Genomic DNA, 16,310 nt, shown 5'->3' with positions numbered 1-16,310 from the left:
CTCAGTCCCGCTCCGTCCTGTGCGGACCCCGCCCCGCGTGTCCGCTGCCCCGCCCCCGCCCTGCCCCGCGTGTCAGCCGCCGAGCATCCTGCCCAGTGCCTGGCCGACCGCGTCCATCAGGAGCTGCCGGCCGACCGTGTCGGGGGCGGAGGTGAGGCAGCCCCGAATCCGTTCCATCAGGCCGCGCTGCCGGTCCGGTGGCGGCTCGTCGTCCGGAACACCGCCGCCCGCCAGCGCGTTCGCGCTCCTCAGCAGGTCCGCGAGCGCCTCCGGATCGAGATCGAGCGCCGGGGCCAGCTCCGTGATGAGGCTGGCGAGACCGGCGGGCTGGAGCGCGGTGTGCATCTCGATGGAGGTGTGCACGCTGTGGTCGGAGTCGCCCTGGGTGAGGTTCTCGATCGTCCCGGCCTCTATGTGGGTGTGCTGGGCGGGCCTGCGGTACTCACGCTGCTGTGCCACGTACGCCCCGATGTCCGTGACCCCGGCGAGGACGACCGCCACGCCCTGCGAGGTGAGCGCCACGTGCGAGCCGACGTCGTGGTGGAACGGCGGGCCCTCGCAGGTGATCAGCTCTTCGGCGGCCAGGTAGGTGAGGGCTCGGGCGACCTCGCTCCGGGAGAGGGCGTCGCCGAGGAAGAAGACGTCCGGCGAATCGAGGAACCCGCTGATCCGCAACGGCTGCCGGTGCGTGTTGGCGTGGATCCAGTGCAGTACGGCCCGCGCCGCGTGCCGGGTCCGCTCCGCGGCGTTCGCCCGCAGGGCCTGGAGCCAACGGGCCCGCTCCGCCCCGGCGGCCCGCAGGGTGACCACGGGAGCCCCGGTCACCGCCCCCGGCCCGTCGACCGTCTCGATCAGCTCCTCGGCACACAGGTGGTCCACGAGAAGCCGGACCGCGCTCATGGGGATGCTCTGGAGCGAGCCGAACCCCGCGCAGGAGACGTGCCGGTGCAGCGCGCCCTCCGCCCTGTCCCAGACCCACAGCAGAAGGCGGGGACCGTACCTGTCGACGTATGCGTCAAGGACGTCGTGGCCGGGTAACGCCGGTATGGGATCTGACACAGACAAGGTCCTGTTCCTACTTGTTCTTCGAGGGCTCAGCTGCCGCACCTACCCCAGGTTCATCCCCCTAATCAGCTCCGGTCCACGGGAATGCGCGTCAACTTCGTTACGAAAAACCGGAATTGACGGCTCAGCCGACCATGACCGCGGTGACCGGCACCCTGGATGACCGCCTGCCGCACCGTGACCGATTCCACCGGGTCGCGGGCGCCCGCGACCCACGTGGCCGCGACCCGGTCGGCCGCGACGCGGCGGCCCACGACGTCTAAAGGCTTTTAAAGAACCAAGGGAAATAACCCCACCAAACCCAACCCCACCCCCGCCCGAACGCCCATCACTCGCGCGGGTGACAAATGGCAACTCAGCTGGATTTGGGACGGGTTGGCTGGCATATGCTCGCCGCGACAACCACAGACATGAGACGGCCCCGGCCTGGACTGAGAATCCCGACCGAGGCCTGACCACGAGGAAGCAGAACCTTCCTGATGGATACCCAGCAGATTAGCGCGCCCCCGTGCGCCCAGCCCGACGGCTTCCCCGGCCCCTCCGTCGGCCCCCGCGACGTCACACCGACATCCGGTGTCATTCACGTCAACACCCGCCACGTCTCTGGCTTCACGGTGATCGGCAATCACCTCGCCCAGCACCGCGAGCTCTCCCTCGTAGCGATCGGGCTGGCCGCGCACATCCAGTCGCTGCCCGCCGGGGCGAAGGTCGGCATCAAGGTGCTCACCGACCGCTTCCCGGAGAGCGAGGCCCGTATCGCGGCCGCTTTAAGGGAGTTGGAGGCAGAGGGCTACCTGCACCGGAGCCGCGTGCGCCTCCCCGAGGGCCGAGTGGTGACCCGCACCATCTCGTACAACCAGCCGGGCAGCATCGACGCCTCGAAAGCCCCCGCGCCACGGCCCCGGCCGGCCGCCACCCCACCGCAAGCGGCACCCCCGGAGCCCCCGCAGCAACCCGCTCCCGCGCCCGCGCCGCCTCCCCCGCCCCTCCCCCAGCCGCACATGCCCGCCGAGGGGCTGCACCGGACGGCTGCCACCCTGCTGGCCGACCTGCGCCGCCACGCACCCGAGCTGACGCTCTCCGAGAGAGACGTCCGCGCCCTCACCCCGGGGGTCGCCACCTGGCTCGAACGCGACGCCCACCCCGACACCATCCGCCACGCCCTCACCGCCGACCTCCCCGTCCCCCTGAAACACCCGGCGAAGCTGCTCCGGCACCGGATCACCACCCGCCTCCCGGCACCGCTCCCCGGCACCGCAGACCTCACCGCGCCCCGTCGCAAGGTCGTCGTCATCCCGCTCCAGAACTGCGAGACCTGCGAGCGCGCGTTCCGCGCCACGGAGCCGGGGCACTGCCGCGACTGCAGAAGGGCCTGAGCGTCACCACCGTGACCCCCGAGCCGACCATGGCCCCCACGCGCCGGCCTGACCCGCATCGCCCGGACGGCCGCATCCCGGCCGGTGCGGGGGACTCCGGCCCCTCCTCACCCCTGGAGATGGGTACCGATCGTCAGGAACGCCTGGACCAGGGGAACTTGGGGCACCGCCGGGGAAACGACCTGGGACGCGTAGTGGACGATCACCAGGTCGAGGGCGGGTGAGACGAAGAGGCGCTGGCCGTGAATGCCGCTGGCCATGAAGGAGCCGTAGGGGTCGTTCGGGATCCACCACAGGTCGTGGTACGAGAGCGTCGCGGGCGCCTCGGGCGGTGCCGCGGGGAAGCGGACGCGGCGGGGGTAGCCGTCCGGTACGCCGGAGACGATCGTGGAGGCGACCGCCTCCGGGACGACCTGGCGGCCGGCGACGGCGCCGCCGCAGCGGATCATCTCGCCGAACCTGGCCAGATCGCGGGCCGTGGCACTGAATCCGCCGCAGGCGGCTTCAGTGCCGTCCGCGTCGACGACGTAGTAGGCATCCTCCTCGGCGCCGATCCGCGACCAGACCGTCTCGGACAGCAGGGCCGATGTCGTGGTGCCGGTGACGCGGCGCAGTACCTCGGCCAGCGCTTCCACGTTGCCGTTCTCGTAGCGGAACTCCACGCCCGGCTCGCCGGTCGAGCGGGCTGTGGCGAGGTGTTCGCGGATGGTGGCCGGTCCGGTGTAGGCGTAGGGGCGCAACTGGGGAGCGAGGACCGCGAAGTAGCGCTGGGCCTCCAGCGCCTTGTCGTAGGGGCGGCCCGCGTAGCTCATCCGGGTGCCCATGTGGAGCAGATGGTCGACCTGCGCCTCACCGAAGGCGGTGCCGGTCAGTTCGGGGACGTACTTCGACACCTGGGTGTTGCGGTCGAGTTGGCCTTGGTGGGCGAGGACGGCGGCGACGAGGCCGAGGTAGGACTTGGCCGCGGAGGCGTTGAAGTGCGGGACGTGGGGCCGGTAGCCGTGGAGGTACTGCTCATGGACGAGCGACCCCCTGTGCAGGACGAGCAGGGCGTCGGTCTCGGCCTGGGCGAGCAGTTCGTCGAGGGTGAGCGTCCGCCCGTGCGGGCCGGGGAGGGCGAGGCCGTCCAGGGCGCCGGACGGTGTGGCGGTCAGAGCCGAAGGCCCGCCCGAGCCGCGCCAGACACTGCGGCTCGGAACGAGCTCCCGGCCCGATGTCGTGTGCCGACGGGCCCAGGCCGGATCGGTGTATCCCCGCGCCCAGACGAGGTCGGCCAGGGTGGACATGCCTGTCATACGTCCGCTCCGCTCGGTAGGTCGTACCTTCTGAGCTCGTTACCGTACATCTTGTTCGGTAACTCGCCCAGTGGTCGCCGTGCGGGAGCCGAGACGGAAGCGGGCGCCGGGGGCCGTTCAGGGCGCCAGGTCGAGGGCGCCGGGGGCGTCCGACGGGGCGAGGCCGGTGGCCCAGACGCGGCCGTAGACGGACAGGTCGCGCAGGTGGGCGGTGACCTCGGCGGCGGTGTACCCGGTATCGCTCTCCACCCACCAGGTCAGGACGCCGATGAGCTCCCCCGTCCATGCGCGGGCGACGATGTCGAGGGGAATCCTCGGCGTGACCGCGAGCTGTTCGGCCCGCAGCCGGAAGGCGGCCTCGGCCTGTACGCGGATGAGCTCGGCGAACTCGCGCAGCGCCCGCCCGTCGCCCTCGCCCCGGAGAATGACGCGGTAGACCGGCTTCTCCTGCTCGGCGTGCTCGAAGATGTACTTCACCGGCAGGCCGGTGAAGCCCTCGGCGCGCGCCTGCCGGATCGCCGGCAGCAGACGTTCACGGTCGTCGGCAAGGTCCCGGACGATGCCGATCAGCAGGTCCTCCTTGTCGCGGTAGTGCGCGTAGAACGTGGCACGACCGACATCGGCGCGCTCGGTGATCTGCTCGACGGTGATCGCCTGGAACCCGTTGTCCAGGACCAGTTCGACCAGGGCCTGGCGCAGCGCGGCCCGCGTCCTGCGGACTCGACGGTCTCCCGTCGGCTTCATATCCACTTGGCTTCCTTCTCCTCCGGACCGTTGACCCGACCTTAGCGTTGCGTTTACGTTACCGAACATCAAGCTTTCAATGAGACACATTGTTCGGAAACTCTGGAGTTGCGATGAACCTCGGGCGGTACGTACGCCGGACAGCCGGCCATCAGCCCCATGCCGAAGCGGTGGTCTGCGGCCCCGTCCGGCTGACGTATGCGGAACTCGACGACCACAGCGACCGCCTCGCCACCGCGCTGCGCGGACTGGGCCTGAGCCGGGGCGACAGTGTCGCCACACTCGCCGCCAACCGTGCCGAACTCGTCGTCACCGAGGTCGCCCTGTACAAGGCGGGGCTGACGCGCGCACCGGTCAACGCCCGGCTCGGCACCGTGGAGGTCGCCCATCTGCTCGCGGAGTCGGGCGCCCGGGTCCTCCTCACCGACGCCGCCCACCTCGAATGCGCCCGCGCCGCCGTCCCCGGCACCGCGGTGAGGACGGTGCTCGGCTACGACGGACCCAGCGACCTCGGCCCCGGCTACACCGAGACCCTCGCGGCCACCACCGCCGAGCCCGTGGAGGTGGACTGCGCCGAGAGCGATGCCGCCGTACTCCACTTCACGTCCGGCTCCACCGGCAAGCTCAAGGCGGCGGTGCAGACGTACGGCAACCGCCTGGCGCTGCTGCGCAAGACGGTGATGGGCGACGGGACCAAGGTCGGCCCCGGCGACCGGCAGATCCTGGCCGGGCCGGTCACGCACGCCTCGGGCATGCCACTGATGGGCATCTTCTACGCCGGCGGCTGCGCGATCGTGCTGCCGCGGTGGGATGCCGAGGAGTTCCTCGCCACCGTCCGGCGGGAGCGCGCCACGCACGCCTTCGTCGTGCCCACGATGGTCAACACCGTGCTCGCGCTGCCGAACGCCCGCGATTACGACGTCTCCAGCCTGCGCCGGCTCATCTACGGCGCCGCACCCATGGCACCGGCCCGGATCCGGCAGGCGTGGGACCTCTTCGGCCCTGTGCTCGCGCAGGGGTTCGGATGCGGTGAGACCACCTCCGGCGTGCTGTTCCTCACGACCGAGGACCACCGGCGGGCGATCGACGGGGAGGACGAGGAACTGCTGCTGTCCTGCGGGCGTCCGCTCGCCGAGGCGGAGGTGCGGATCGTCGACGACAGCGGCACCCCCGTCGCCGACGGGGAGATCGGCGAGATAGCCGTACGCGGGCCCGACGTCGTCCCCGGGTACCACAACGAACCGGACCTGACGGCCGAGACCTTCCGCGGCGGCTGGTTCCGCACCGGCGACCTCGCCCGCCGCAGGTCCGACGGGTACGTCTTCATCGTCGACCGCAAGAAGGACATGATCATCTCCGGCGGGTTCAACATCTACGCCGTCGAGGTCGAATCCGTCCTGCACCAGCACCCCGACGTGTACGAGGCCGCCGTCGTCGGCATCCCGGACGAGCAGTGGGGCGAGGCCGTCCAGGCCGTCGTCGTCCCCCGCGACGGCGCCCTCCTGGACACGTCCGAGCTGATCGCCTTCTGCGCCGACCGCCTCGCCCGGATGAAGAAGCCCCGCGCCGTCGACATCGTCGCCGCCCTGCCCCACAACCCCAACGGCAAGATCGACCGCCGCGCGATCCGCGAACGGTACTGGGCGGGCACCGAGCGCCGCGTCCACTGACCCCTCAGAACAGGAACCCGCACCATGCCGTACACCCTCGAACCCTCCTACGACGACAACCCGCCCCTGAGGGACCTGGTCGTCCGACTGCGCTCCTACCTGGCCGACGAACTCATCCCCTACGAGCGGGCCCACGGCATCACCGCCGAGAGCAGGCTCGACCGGCCGACGCTCGAACACGTCTGGAAGCGCAGTGGCGAACTCGGCTTCTACGGCATCAGCCTGCCCCCCGAGCTCGGCGGCCAAGGTCTCGGTTTCACCGAACTGTGCGCCCTGAAAGAGGAGTTGACCGCATCCGGCGCCGCCCTGTCGCACTCCGTCCTCGGGGACATGGGCGGACCGCTGCGCGTCGGGGCGATCGTGAAATACGCCACCGGGCATCAGGTCGAGCGATATCTGATGCCCGTCATCCGGGGCGAGCGGGCGTGCTGCTTCTCCATCACCGAGCAGGACGCGGGCTCCGACGTACGACGCATGAGCACCACCGCCACTCCGGACGGCGAGACCTACGTCCTCAACGGGCACAAGGTGTTCTCCTCCGCCGCCCCCTTCGCGGACTTCGCCATCGTCGTCGCCCGCATGGCCGGCACAGAGGAGACGTACAGCGCCTTCCTCGTCGATCTCGACACCCCGGGCTGCCGGGTCCTGGACGGTGAAGTGCCCATGTCCGGCCAGCAGATGGAAGGTGATCTCCTCTTCGAGGACTGCCGCGTCCCGGCGGCGAACCTGCTCGGCGAGATCGGCCAGGGCCTACGCATCGGCATCGGCCGGATCACCCTCAACCGGCTGCTGCACTGCCCCTCACTGATCGGCGCCGCCCGACGGGCCTGGGAGCTCTCCGTCGCCCACTCCAAGAGCCGCGTCGCCTTCGGACAGCCACTCCTCGCCCTCCAGGCCATCCAGCACAAACTCGCCGACATGGCCACGGATCTCTACGCGGCCCGCTCCATGGTCGCGGCCGCCGCCGCACGCGCCGACCGAGGCGAGAACATCTCCGTCGAGGCCAACATGTGCAAGCTGTTCGTCTCCGAGGCCTGCTTCCGCGTCGCCGACCAGGCCGTACAGATCCACGGAAAGGCGGGGCTGACCCGCGGCCACGAGGTCGAGCAGATCTTCCGCTCCCTGCGCATGTTCCGGATCGTCACCGGCACCACCGAGATCCACAAGAACGCCATCGCCAAGGCCCTCGTCTGAGCACAGCACGGCCCCGACACGCATGGCGCTCGATGCCCCTCCCCGTTCCGTCCGCCCTGCCCACACCGGGTGGCGGGACCGGGGACGGCGACCCACCAGGCCCCCTCGGCAACCGGACACCGCGACTTCTTCCGCGTGAGCCGCCGCGGCCGCGGGACCGGCTTCCCATCGCCCGGCCCCCTGCTTCACCACACCCCGCAGGAGTCACCCATGCCATCCCAGCCCGCCGCGTCCCCGGCCGCCTCCGCGTCCCCCGCGGGTCCCCTCGACGCGTCATCGGCCGACACTCCCTCCTACGACCGACGCCGGGCCTGGCTGGTCACCGCCATGATCGTCACCTTCATGGTGATCAACTTCGCCGACAAGGCCGTCCTGGGACTCGCCGCCGTCCCGATCATGGACGAACTGCACATCAGCCACAGCACCTACGGGCTGATCGCCAGCTCCTTCTTTCTGCTGTTCAGCCTCTCCGGACTCGTCGTCGGATTCCTCTCCTCCCGGATCTCCAGCCGCACCCTGCTCTTCGTCATGACGCTGACGTGGGCCGTCGCACAGCTGCCCGTCCTCGTCGTGGCCGCCGTCCCGGCGCTGATCGCAGGCCGTGTCCTCCTCGGCGCCGCGGAAGGGCCGGCCGCCTCGATGTCCATGCACGCCCTGTACAAGTGGTATCCGCCGCACCGGCGTGGCCTTCCCTCCGCCCTGCAGATCAGCGGCGCCGCCCTGGGCACCCTCATCTCCGCTCCCGCCCTCACCTGGCTCATCGCCCAGCACGGCTGGCGCTCCGCCTACGGCGCGCTCGCCGCGGTCAGCGCGGTCTGGGCACTGCTCTGGTGGCGCATCGGCCATGACGGCCCCTTCGACGAGGCGCGCCCCGCGCACCCCGGTCAACAGGCGCTCGCCCCACTGCGGCTGCCCTACCGCAGGATCCTTCTCACCGGCACGGTCCTGGGCAGCATCTCCAGCGCCTTCGGCGCCTCCTGGGCGCTCGCCCTCAGTCAGGCCTGGCTGCCGTCCTACCTACGGACCGAGCTCGGCATGTCCCCCGGCACGGCGGCGACCACCGTCAGCGCGGTCTCGGCCTTCAGCCTCGTCCTGCTGCTGACCATCTCCCCGCTCATGGACGCGCTCAAGGCTCGCGGCGTCACCAGTCGCTGGTCCAGCGGTGCCGCGCAAGGCATCGCGGTCTGCCTCGCCGGCTGCGCCATGGCCGCCTTCCCCTTCGTCGACGGCACCCCGCCGCGCCTGCTGCTCATCGGGCTGGCCTTCGGTACGGTCGCCGTCGCCATCCCCCTGCACTACATGACCGCCGCCGAAGTCGTCCCCACCGCCCAGCGCGGCGCCGTCTTCGGCATCGTCGCCGCCACCGGCACACTGCCCGGCCTCGTCGCGCCGTACCTCACCGGCCACCTCGTCGACACGGCGGACAGCACGGCTTCCGGTTACACCGCCGCCTTCCTGGTCACGGCCCTCGTCATGGTCCTGGCCGGCCTGCTCGCGGTGGGCTGCATCCGCCCGGAGCACGACGCCCGGCGGCTGCGACCGGCCGGCAGCACGAGCCACTGATCAAGGCCGGGCCGCTCAGGATCCGGGGCTCCGTGCTCCGGAGGGAACGCCGGTCATGACGACGGCCCCCGGCGATGCCGGGGGCCGAAGCGTCTGGGTGCATCGGGTCGGAGCGGGTCCGCTACGGCAGGTTCCGCGCCATGACGATGCGCTGGACCTGGTTCGTGCCCTCGTAGATCTGGGTGATCTTGGCGTCGCGCATCATCCGCTCCACCGGGTAGTCCCGCGTGTAGCCGTAGCCGCCCAGGAGCTGGACCGCGTCCGTGGTGACCTCCATCGCGACGTCGGACGCGAAGCACTTGGCCGCGGCGCCGAAGAAGGTGAGGTCGCCGTCGAGGCGTTCGGACTTGGCGGCGGCCGAGTAGGTGAGCTGGCGGGCCGCCTCCAGCTTCATGGCCATGTCGGCGAGCATGAACTGGATGCCCTGGAAGTCGCCGATCGGCTTGCCGAACTGCTTGCGCTCCTGGACGTAGCCCTTGGCGTAGTCCAGTGCGCCCTGGGCGACGCCGAGGGCCTGGGCGGCGATCGTGATACGGGTGTGGTCGAGGGTCTTCATCGCGGTGGCGAAGCCGGTGCCCTCCTCGCCGATCATGCGGTCGGCGGGGATGCGGACGTTGTCGAAGTAGACCTCGCGGGTCGGGGAGCCCTTGATGCCGAGCTTCTTCTCCGGGGCGCCGAAGGAGACGCCCTCGTCCGACTTCTCGACGACGAACGCCGAGATGCCCTTGGAGCGCTTGGTCGGGTCGGTGACCGCCATGACCGTGTAGTACTCGGAGACGCCCGCGTTGGTGATCCAGCGCTTCACGCCGTTGAGGACCCAGAAGTCGCCGTCGCGGACGGCCTTGGTCTTCATCCCGGCGGCGTCGGAGCCCGCGTCCGGCTCGGAGAGGGCGTACGAGAACATCGCGTCGCCCTTGGCGAGCGGGCCCAGGTACTTCTTCTTCAGCTCCTCGGAGCCGGACAGGATCACCGGGAGCGAGCCGAGCTTGTTCACGGCCGGGATGAGGGAGGAGGAGACGCAGGCGCGGGCCACCTCCTCGATCACGATGACCGTGGCGAGCGCGTCGGCGCCGGCGCCGCCGTACTCCTCGGGGACGTGGACCGCGTGCAGGTCGGCGGCGGTGAGGGCGTCCAGCGCCTCCTGCGGGAAGCGGGCCTCCTCGTCGACCGCGGCCGCGTGCGGGGCGATCTTCGCCTCGGCGAGGGCGCGCACCGTCTCACGGAGCATCTCGTGCTCCTCGGCCGGACGGTACAGGTCGAAATCGGTCGAACCCGCCAAGACTCTCACTCCCCAGGATGCAGCTAACTACCGTTAAGTAACCTAATTTTAGGTGCCCGCCCCCGCAATGGCATACGCGCTGGGGCCGTGAGCTTCGCGACAGCCGGAATGGAGCGTTTCAGGGGCACGACTATGCTCGTTCACCGCACGTCTGTCCGCATCTCCCAGGAGCACTCCATGGCCCTCAGGATCACTGTGATCGGCACCGGCTACCTCGGCGCCACCCACGCCGCGGCCATGGCGGAGCTCGGCTTCGAAGTGCTGGGGCTGGATGTCGTGCCCGAGAAGGTCGAGCTGCTCTCGGCCGGCCGGGTCCCGATGTACGAGCCGGGGCTCGAAGAGATCCTGAAGAAGCACGTCGCGGGCATCGAGGGCGCCAGCGGCCGGCTGCGCTTCACCACCTCCTGGGAGGAGGTGGCGGAATTCGGTGACGTCCACTTCGTCTGCGTGAACACCCCGCAGAAGCACGGCGAGTACGCCTGCGACATGAGCTACGTGGACAGCGCCTTCGAATCCCTCGCACCGCTGCTGACCAGGCCCGCCCTGGTCGTCGGCAAGTCCACCGTGCCGGTCGGCTCCGCGGCCCGGCTGGCCGCCCGGCTCGCCGAGCTGGCCCCCGTGGGCGACGCCGCCGAGCTGGCGTGGAACCCGGAATTCCTCCGCGAGGGCTTCGCCGTCAACGACACGCTGCACCCGGACCGGATCGTCGTCGGCGTGGAGAGCGAGCGGGCCGAGAAGCTGCTCCGCGAGGTGTACGCCGGACCGATCGCCGAGGGCTCGCCGTTCGTGGTGACGGACTTCCCGACCGCCGAACTGGTGAAGACCTCCGCCAACTCCTTCCTCGCCACCAAGATCTCCTTCATCAACGCCATGGCCGAGGTCTGCGAGGCCGCCGACGGCGATGTCGTGAAGCTGGCGGAGGCGATCGGCCACGACGAGCGGATCGGGAAGAAGTTCCTGCGGGCCGGCATCGGGTTCGGCGGCGGCTGCCTGCCCAAGGACATCCGGGCCTTCATGGCCCGCGCCGGTGAGCTGGGCGCCGACCAGGCGCTGACCTTCCTCCGCGAGGTCGACTCCATCAACATGCGGCGCCGCGGCCACATGGTGGAGCTGGCCAGGGAGGCCGTCGGCGGCGACTCGTTCCTCGGCAAGCGGGTGGGCGTCCTGGGCGCCACCTTCAAGCCGGACTCGGACGACGTACGCGATTCGCCCGCCCTGAACGTCGCCGGGCAGATCCACCTCCAGGGCGGCCAGGTCACCGTCTACGACCCGAAGGGCATGGACAACGCCCGCCGCCTCTTCCCCACGCTCGGCTACGCGGACACCGCCCTGGAGGCGGTGCGCGGCGCCGATGTGGTGCTGCACCTGACGGAGTGGAGCGAGTTCCGCGAGCTGGACCCGGTGGCGCTCGGCGAGGCCGCGGGGCGCAAGCTCGTCCTGGACGGGCGCAACGCGCTGGACCCCGTGGTGTGGCGCGAGGCCGGGTGGACGTTCCGGGCGATGGGGCGGCCGAAGGCCTGAGTGGCCGAGCCCTCTCAGCCCTGCCTGGCGCGGTACGCGCGCATCTTCGCGCGGGCCCCGCACACCGACATCGAGCACCAGCGGCGGCGCCCCGCCGGGCTGCGGTCGTAATAGGCCCAGCGGCAGTCCGCCGCCTCGCACACCTTGAGCCGGTCCCAGGTCCCGTCCGCGCAGGCGGCGGCGATGGCCGTCGCGACCCGGGCGGTCAGTCCGGGCGGCTCCTCCACCGCGCGCAGCACCGCCGCACCCGCCTCGTCCACCCGGACCCGCAGGGGCGCCTCAGCCAGCAGCCGGTCCAGCAGGGACACCGAGCCGCCGTCGGGCGGGCGGTGGCCCGCGTGGGCCAGGCAGACGGCGCGCAGGGCCTCCCGGAGCGCGCGGGCCGCCGGGACGTCCGGGCCGGCCAGGGCGAGTTCGGCGCGCCCCTGCGCCGTGTCGAGGGCGTCCGCGCCGGTCTCCACGTCCAGGGTGTTGACCAGGGCTTCGATCAGCGCGAGTCCGCCGGGCGCGGAATCCCTCTCATTCATGGTTGCGACGTTACCTCCATTGCAGGAGCATGCAGTAACGGTGACCGGTTGAGCCGCATTACCGGTAACCACATGCCCGCATCTGCCCAAGGAGGAAGCGTCATGGCTGTAGCCGCACTGGGTGCCGTCGTCCTGGACTGCCCGGACCCCAACGCCCTGGCCCACTTCTACGCCGCGCTGCTCGGCGGGAAGGTCGAGCAGCAGGAGGGCTGGGTGGACCTCACCGGGATCACCGGCACCCCGCTCGCCTTCCAGGCCGCGCCCGGCTACGTACCGCCGAAGTGGCCGCGTCCGGACGGTTCGCAGCAGTTCCATCTGGATCTGACCGTGCCGGATCTGGACGCGGCCGAGCGCGAGGTGCTGGCGCTCGGGGCGACGGTGCTCGAAGCGGACGACCGGGAGCGGACCTTCCGGGTGTACGCCGATCCGGCGGGGCACCCGTTCTGTCTCTGCGCCTGCTGAGCCGGCCGGTCAGCCGTCCAGCTGTTCGATCGTGGCGTGCGACGGGCCCCGGCGGGCGGACAGCTCGCGCGACACGTCCTCGGCAGCGCGCAGCACCCGTACCGCGTTCTTCCAGGTCAGCCGGGCCAGGTCGGCGGTGGACCAGCCCCGGCCGAGCAGCTCCGCGATCAGGTTCGGGTACCCGGCGACGTCCTCCAGGCCCTGCGGGAGGAACGCGGTGCCGTCGTAGTCGCCGCCGATGCCGATGTGGTCGATCCCGGCGACCTCGCGCATGTGGTCGAGGTGGTCCGCGATCGTCGCCACGGTCGCCATCGGGCGGGGGTTGGCCGCCTCGAACGCGGCGTGCACCTTCATGCCCCGCTCGGTGGTGTCCAGGTGGTGCAGGCCCTGGGCGCGCATGTTCTCGTCGGCGGCCTTCGTCCAGGCGACGGCCGCCGGCAGGACGAACTTCGGTACGAAGGTCGCCATGGCGATGCCGCCGTTGGCCGGGAGCTGGGCGAGGACGTCGTCGGGGATGTTGCGCGGGTGGTCGCAGATGGCCCGCGCGGAGGAGTGCGAGAACATCACCGGCGCGGCGGACGTGCGCAGGGCGTCGCGCATCGTCGTGGCCGCCACGTGCGAGAGGTCGACCAGCATGCCGGTGCGGTTCATCTCCCGGACGACCTCGTGGCCGAACGGGGAGAGCCCGCCGACGCCCGGCTCGTCGGTCGCGGAGTCCGCCCAGGCGATGTTGTCGTTGTGGGTCAGCGTCATGTAGCGGACGCCGAGGGTGTGCAGGGCGCGCAGGGTGCCCAGCGAGCTGTTGATGGAGTGGCCGCCCTCCGCCCCCATCAGGGAGGCGATGCGGCCCTCGGCGCGGGCCGCCTCCATGTCGTCGGCGGTCAGCGCGCGGCGCAGGTCCGCCGGGTACCGGGCCAGCAGCTCGGTGACCGCGTCGATCTGTTCCAGGGTGGCGCTGACGGCGTCCTCGCCCGCCATGTCGGACCGTACGTAGACGGACCAGAACTGGGCTCCGACGCCGCCCGCGCGCAGCCGGGGGATGTCGGTGTGCAGATGGGCCGACTGGTCAGCGGCGATGTCGCGGGCGTCCAGGTCGTAGTTGACCTGTTCGCGCAGCGCCCACGGCAGGTCGTTGTGCCCGTCGACCACGGGGTGCTCCGCGAGGAGTTCCCCGGCCTTCTCCAGCTGGTCCATCACTGCCCTACTTTCCGAAGCCGAAGGAGTCCGCGCCGCGCACCTTGGTGCGCAGCCGCTTGCCCTTCTCGGTGGCCTGGTCGTTCAGCTCCTTCTGGAACTCGACCATGCGGGCCTGGAGCTCGCTGTCGTGCGCGGCGAGGATGCGGGCCGCCAGCAGGCCAGCGTTGCGCGCGCCGGCGACCGAGACGGTGGCGACGGGGACGCCGGCGGGCATCTGCACGATGGAGAGCAGGCTGTCCATGCCGTCCAGGTACTTCAGCGGGACCGGTACGCCGATGACCGGCAGCGGGGTGACGGAGGCGAGCATGCCGGGCAGGTGGGCGGCGCCGCCCGCCCCGGCGATGACCGCCTTCAGGCCACGGCCCGCGGCGTTCTCGCCGTACGCGATCATCTCGCGCGGCATGCGGTGGGCGGAGACGACGTCGACCTCATAGGGGATCTCGAACTCGTCGAGGGCCTTGGCCGCCGCTTCCATGACGGGCCAGTCGGAGTCCGAGCCCATGACGATGCCGACGACCGGTGCGGCGGAGGCGGGGGAAGTCATTCGGTGATCGTTCCTCGCAGGTAGTCGGCCGCGTGCCGGGCGCGCTCGCGCACGTCCGCCAGATCGTCGCCGTAGGTGTTGACGTGGCCGACCTTGCGGCCGGGCTTCACGTCCTTTCCGTACATGTGGATCTTGAGCTGCGGGTCGCGGGCCATGCAGTGCAGGTAGGCCTGGTACATGTCCGGGAAGTCGCCGCCCAGGACGTTGCTCATGACCGTCCAGGTGGCGCGCGGGCGCGGGTCGCCGAGCGGCAGGTCCAGGACGGCCCGGACGTGGTTGGCGAACTGCGAGGTGATCGCGCCGTCCTGCGTCCAGTGCCCGGAGTTGTGCGGGCGCATCGCCAGCTCGTTGACCAGGATCTGACCGTCGCGGGTCTCGAACAGCTCGACGGCGAGGTGTCCGACCACGCCCAGCTCGGCCGCGATCCGCAACGCGAGCTGCTGGGCCTCACCCGCGAGCCGCTCGTCCAGCTCGGGGGCCGGGGCGATGACCGTGTCGCAGACGCCGTCCACCTGGATGGACTCGACGACCGGGTAGGCGACCGCCTGGCCGTGCGGCGAGCGGACGATGTTGGCCGCCAGCTCCCGTACGAAGTCGACCTTCTCCTCCGCGAGGACCGGGACACCGGCCCGGAAGGGGTCGGCCGCGTCCGCCTCTGAGCGGACCACCCAGACGCCCTTGCCGTCGTAGCCGCCGCGCACGGTCTTGAGGATGACGGGGAAGCCTCCGACCTCGTGCGCGAAGGCCGCGGCGTCGGCCGGGTCCTTCACGATGCGGTGGCGGGGGCAGGGCGCGCCGATCTCGGTGAGCTTCGCGCGCATCACCCCCTTGTCCTGGGCGTGCACCAGAGCGTCGGGGCCGGGGCGCACGGGGATGCCGTCCGCCTCCAGGGCCCGCAGGTGCTCGGTCGGCACGTGCTCGTGATCGAAGGTGATCACGTCACAGCCGCGCGCGAAGGCACGCAGCGTCTCCAGATCGCGATAGTCGCCTACGACGACTTCATTCACGACCTGGGCCGCCGAGTCCTGAGCGGTGTCACTGAGGAGCTTGAACTTGATGCCGAGGGGGATGCCCGCCTCGTGGGTCATACGGGCGAGCTGACCGCCACCGACCATGCCGACTACCGGGAACGTCACTCCTCCAGGGTATCCGCACGTCCAGGAGTCGCCGGTACGGGTGTCACGGCCGCGCCACACCCGTGCCGGTACTCATGGGCGGCCGGCCGGCGGGCTGGTTAGCATGGCCGGGTTGACGGAACCTGAAGACGAACCGACAGACGGGCTGAGCAATCACCATGAGTGAACGGGGCGCATTGCGGGTCCGGCTGGATCTGCTGGGCCGGGAGATCGCCAAGTTCGGCGCGGTCGGCGCGGTCGGTCTGGTCGTCAATATCGCCGTGTCCAACCTGCTGTGGCGCTACACGGACATCCCGACGGTCCGGGCGGGCCTGCTCGCCACGTTCGTCGCGATCCTCTGCAACTACGTCGGCTTCCGCTACTGGACGTACCGGGACCGCGACAAGAGCGGGCGGACGCGGGAGCTGACACTGTTCCTGCTGTTCAGCGCGGCGGGTGCGGTCATCGAGATGGGTGTGCTGTACGCGGCGACGTACGGGTTCGGCTGGGACACCCCGGTGCAGAGCAATGTCTTCAAGATCCTCGGGATCGGGATCGCGACGCTGTTCCGCTTCTGGTCGTACCGGAGCTGGGTCTTCAAGGCGCTGCCTGACAAAGAGGGCGTACTGAGCGAGGCGGAAGCGGCTGTGCCGCCCGTGTCTCCCGCGGTTCCCGGGCCCGCCGTGCCCGCGCCGGCGGCCGCCGTGCGGGTCGAGGCGGATACGGCTCGGCGGTAGCCCTCCGGGTGCGTCCGGGGC

Annotated in this window: 15 protein-coding genes; 7 read left to right on the top strand and 8 right to left on the bottom strand. The window is 70.9% G+C overall.

What is annotated here, in order from left to right; translation table 11 throughout:
• Positions 1-72: 72 nt before the first annotated feature.
• Positions 73-1,059, bottom strand: a complete 987-nt coding sequence (locus tag ACFVQ0_RS20000; protein ID WP_390089726.1) for a hypothetical protein — start codon at positions 1,057-1,059, stop codon at positions 73-75.
• Positions 1,060-1,544: 485 nt separating this feature from the next.
• Between ACFVQ0_RS20000 and ACFVQ0_RS19995 the strand changes: the two genes are divergently transcribed.
• Positions 1,545-2,441, top strand: a complete 897-nt coding sequence (locus ACFVQ0_RS19995) for a helix-turn-helix domain-containing protein (protein ID WP_390089725.1) — start codon at positions 1,545-1,547, stop codon at positions 2,439-2,441.
• A gap of 107 nt (positions 2,442-2,548) precedes the next feature.
• Here the strand turns inward: ACFVQ0_RS19995 and ACFVQ0_RS19990 are convergent, their stop codons facing one another.
• Complete coding sequence (locus ACFVQ0_RS19990) at positions 2,549-3,736, bottom strand: serine hydrolase domain-containing protein (RefSeq protein ID WP_390089723.1); 1,188 nt, start codon at positions 3,734-3,736, stop codon at positions 2,549-2,551.
• A 117-nt stretch (positions 3,737-3,853) separates the two neighbouring features.
• Positions 3,854-4,480, bottom strand: coding sequence for a TetR/AcrR family transcriptional regulator (locus tag ACFVQ0_RS19985; protein WP_390089721.1), 627 nt, complete (start codon positions 4,478-4,480; stop codon positions 3,854-3,856).
• A 113-nt stretch (positions 4,481-4,593) separates the two neighbouring features.
• Between ACFVQ0_RS19985 and ACFVQ0_RS19980 the strand changes: the two genes are divergently transcribed.
• The 3 genes from ACFVQ0_RS19980 to ACFVQ0_RS19970 all read left to right on the top strand — a co-directional run bounded on the left by ACFVQ0_RS19980 (position 4,594) and on the right by ACFVQ0_RS19970 (position 8,907).
• Positions 4,594-6,150, top strand: coding sequence for a long-chain fatty acid--CoA ligase (locus ACFVQ0_RS19980; protein WP_390089719.1), 1,557 nt, complete (start codon positions 4,594-4,596; stop codon positions 6,148-6,150).
• A gap of 24 nt (positions 6,151-6,174) precedes the next feature.
• Entirely contained in the window at positions 6,175-7,344 is a 1,170-nt protein-coding gene (locus tag ACFVQ0_RS19975) for an acyl-CoA dehydrogenase family protein (RefSeq protein ID WP_390089717.1), read from the top strand.
• A 210-nt stretch (positions 7,345-7,554) separates the two neighbouring features.
• On the top strand, positions 7,555-8,907 hold the full coding sequence (locus tag ACFVQ0_RS19970; RefSeq protein ID WP_390089715.1) for an MFS transporter: 1,353 nt from the start codon (positions 7,555-7,557) through the stop codon (positions 8,905-8,907).
• A 121-nt stretch (positions 8,908-9,028) separates the two neighbouring features.
• Here the strand turns inward: ACFVQ0_RS19970 and ACFVQ0_RS19965 are convergent, their stop codons facing one another.
• Positions 9,029-10,186 (bottom strand): acyl-CoA dehydrogenase, encoded by a 1,158-nt coding sequence (locus ACFVQ0_RS19965; RefSeq protein WP_390089713.1) that lies wholly within the window; start codon positions 10,184-10,186, stop codon positions 9,029-9,031.
• 177 nt (positions 10,187-10,363) lie between these two features.
• Between ACFVQ0_RS19965 and ACFVQ0_RS19960 the strand changes: the two genes are divergently transcribed.
• Entirely contained in the window at positions 10,364-11,707 is a 1,344-nt protein-coding gene (locus ACFVQ0_RS19960; protein ID WP_390089712.1) for a UDP-glucose dehydrogenase family protein, read from the top strand.
• Between the two features lie 14 nt (positions 11,708-11,721).
• Here ACFVQ0_RS19960 and ACFVQ0_RS19955 read toward each other — a convergent pair whose 3' ends face one another.
• Positions 11,722-12,234 (bottom strand): CGNR zinc finger domain-containing protein, encoded by a 513-nt coding sequence (locus tag ACFVQ0_RS19955; protein ID WP_390089710.1) that lies wholly within the window; start codon positions 12,232-12,234, stop codon positions 11,722-11,724.
• Between the two features lie 102 nt (positions 12,235-12,336).
• Between ACFVQ0_RS19955 and ACFVQ0_RS19950 the strand changes: the two genes are divergently transcribed.
• Positions 12,337-12,696 (top strand): VOC family protein, encoded by a 360-nt coding sequence (locus tag ACFVQ0_RS19950; RefSeq protein ID WP_390089709.1) that lies wholly within the window; start codon positions 12,337-12,339, stop codon positions 12,694-12,696.
• A gap of 9 nt (positions 12,697-12,705) precedes the next feature.
• Here ACFVQ0_RS19950 and ACFVQ0_RS19945 read toward each other — a convergent pair whose 3' ends face one another.
• The 3 genes from ACFVQ0_RS19945 to ACFVQ0_RS19935 are packed head-to-tail and all read right to left on the bottom strand — an operon-like array spanning position 12,706 to position 15,633.
• Positions 12,706-13,890: a dipeptidase gene (locus ACFVQ0_RS19945; protein WP_390089707.1), complete on the bottom strand. Its 1,185-nt coding sequence runs from the start codon at positions 13,888-13,890 to the stop codon at positions 12,706-12,708.
• Positions 13,891-13,897: 7 nt separating this feature from the next.
• Positions 13,898-14,437, bottom strand: coding sequence for a 5-(carboxyamino)imidazole ribonucleotide mutase (gene purE, locus ACFVQ0_RS19940; protein WP_073738524.1), 540 nt, complete (start codon positions 14,435-14,437; stop codon positions 13,898-13,900).
• A complete protein-coding gene (locus ACFVQ0_RS19935) occupies positions 14,434-15,633 on the bottom strand; it encodes a 5-(carboxyamino)imidazole ribonucleotide synthase (protein WP_390089705.1) in 1,200 nt (399 codons plus the stop codon). Before ACFVQ0_RS19935 ends, purE begins: the two co-directional genes overlap by 4 nt.
• Positions 15,634-15,731: 98 nt before the next feature.
• On the opposite strand from ACFVQ0_RS19935, the gene ACFVQ0_RS19930 reads away from it, so the two are divergent.
• Entirely contained in the window at positions 15,732-16,289 is a 558-nt protein-coding gene (locus ACFVQ0_RS19930; RefSeq protein WP_390089703.1) for a GtrA family protein, read from the top strand.
• Positions 16,290-16,310: the final 21 nt, after the last annotated feature.

The organism is Streptomyces sp. NPDC057900 (assembly GCF_042887885.1).
Lineage (GTDB): Bacteria > Actinomycetota > Actinomycetes > Streptomycetales > Streptomycetaceae > Streptomyces.
This window is presented reverse-complemented; position numbering and strand designations above follow the sequence as displayed.

What these genes read in the sequence shown, in the direction of transcription:
- ACFVQ0_RS19995 (WP_390089725.1), top strand. Translation starts at nt 1,545, where the DNA reads ATGGATACCCAGCAGATTAGCGCGCCCCCGTGCGCCCAGCCCGACGGC.
- ACFVQ0_RS19990 (WP_390089723.1), bottom strand. Translation starts at nt 3,736, where the DNA reads ATGACAGGCATGTCCACCCTGGCCGACCTCGTCTGGGCGCGGGGATAC.
- ACFVQ0_RS19985 (WP_390089721.1), bottom strand. Translation starts at nt 4,480, where the DNA reads ATGAAGCCGACGGGAGACCGTCGAGTCCGCAGGACGCGGGCCGCGCTG.
- ACFVQ0_RS19980 (WP_390089719.1), top strand. Translation starts at nt 4,594, where the DNA reads ATGAACCTCGGGCGGTACGTACGCCGGACAGCCGGCCATCAGCCCCAT.
- ACFVQ0_RS19975 (WP_390089717.1), top strand. Translation starts at nt 6,175, where the DNA reads ATGCCGTACACCCTCGAACCCTCCTACGACGACAACCCGCCCCTGAGG.
- ACFVQ0_RS19970 (WP_390089715.1), top strand. Translation starts at nt 7,555, where the DNA reads ATGCCATCCCAGCCCGCCGCGTCCCCGGCCGCCTCCGCGTCCCCCGCG.
- ACFVQ0_RS19960 (WP_390089712.1), top strand. Translation starts at nt 10,364, where the DNA reads ATGGCCCTCAGGATCACTGTGATCGGCACCGGCTACCTCGGCGCCACC.
- ACFVQ0_RS19955 (WP_390089710.1), bottom strand. Translation starts at nt 12,234, where the DNA reads ATGAATGAGAGGGATTCCGCGCCCGGCGGACTCGCGCTGATCGAAGCC.
- ACFVQ0_RS19950 (WP_390089709.1), top strand. Translation starts at nt 12,337, where the DNA reads ATGGCTGTAGCCGCACTGGGTGCCGTCGTCCTGGACTGCCCGGACCCC.
- ACFVQ0_RS19945 (WP_390089707.1), bottom strand. Translation starts at nt 13,890, where the DNA reads ATGGACCAGCTGGAGAAGGCCGGGGAACTCCTCGCGGAGCACCCCGTG.
- purE (WP_073738524.1), bottom strand. Translation starts at nt 14,437, where the DNA reads ATGACTTCCCCCGCCTCCGCCGCACCGGTCGTCGGCATCGTCATGGGC.
- ACFVQ0_RS19930 (WP_390089703.1), top strand. Translation starts at nt 15,732, where the DNA reads ATGAGTGAACGGGGCGCATTGCGGGTCCGGCTGGATCTGCTGGGCCGG.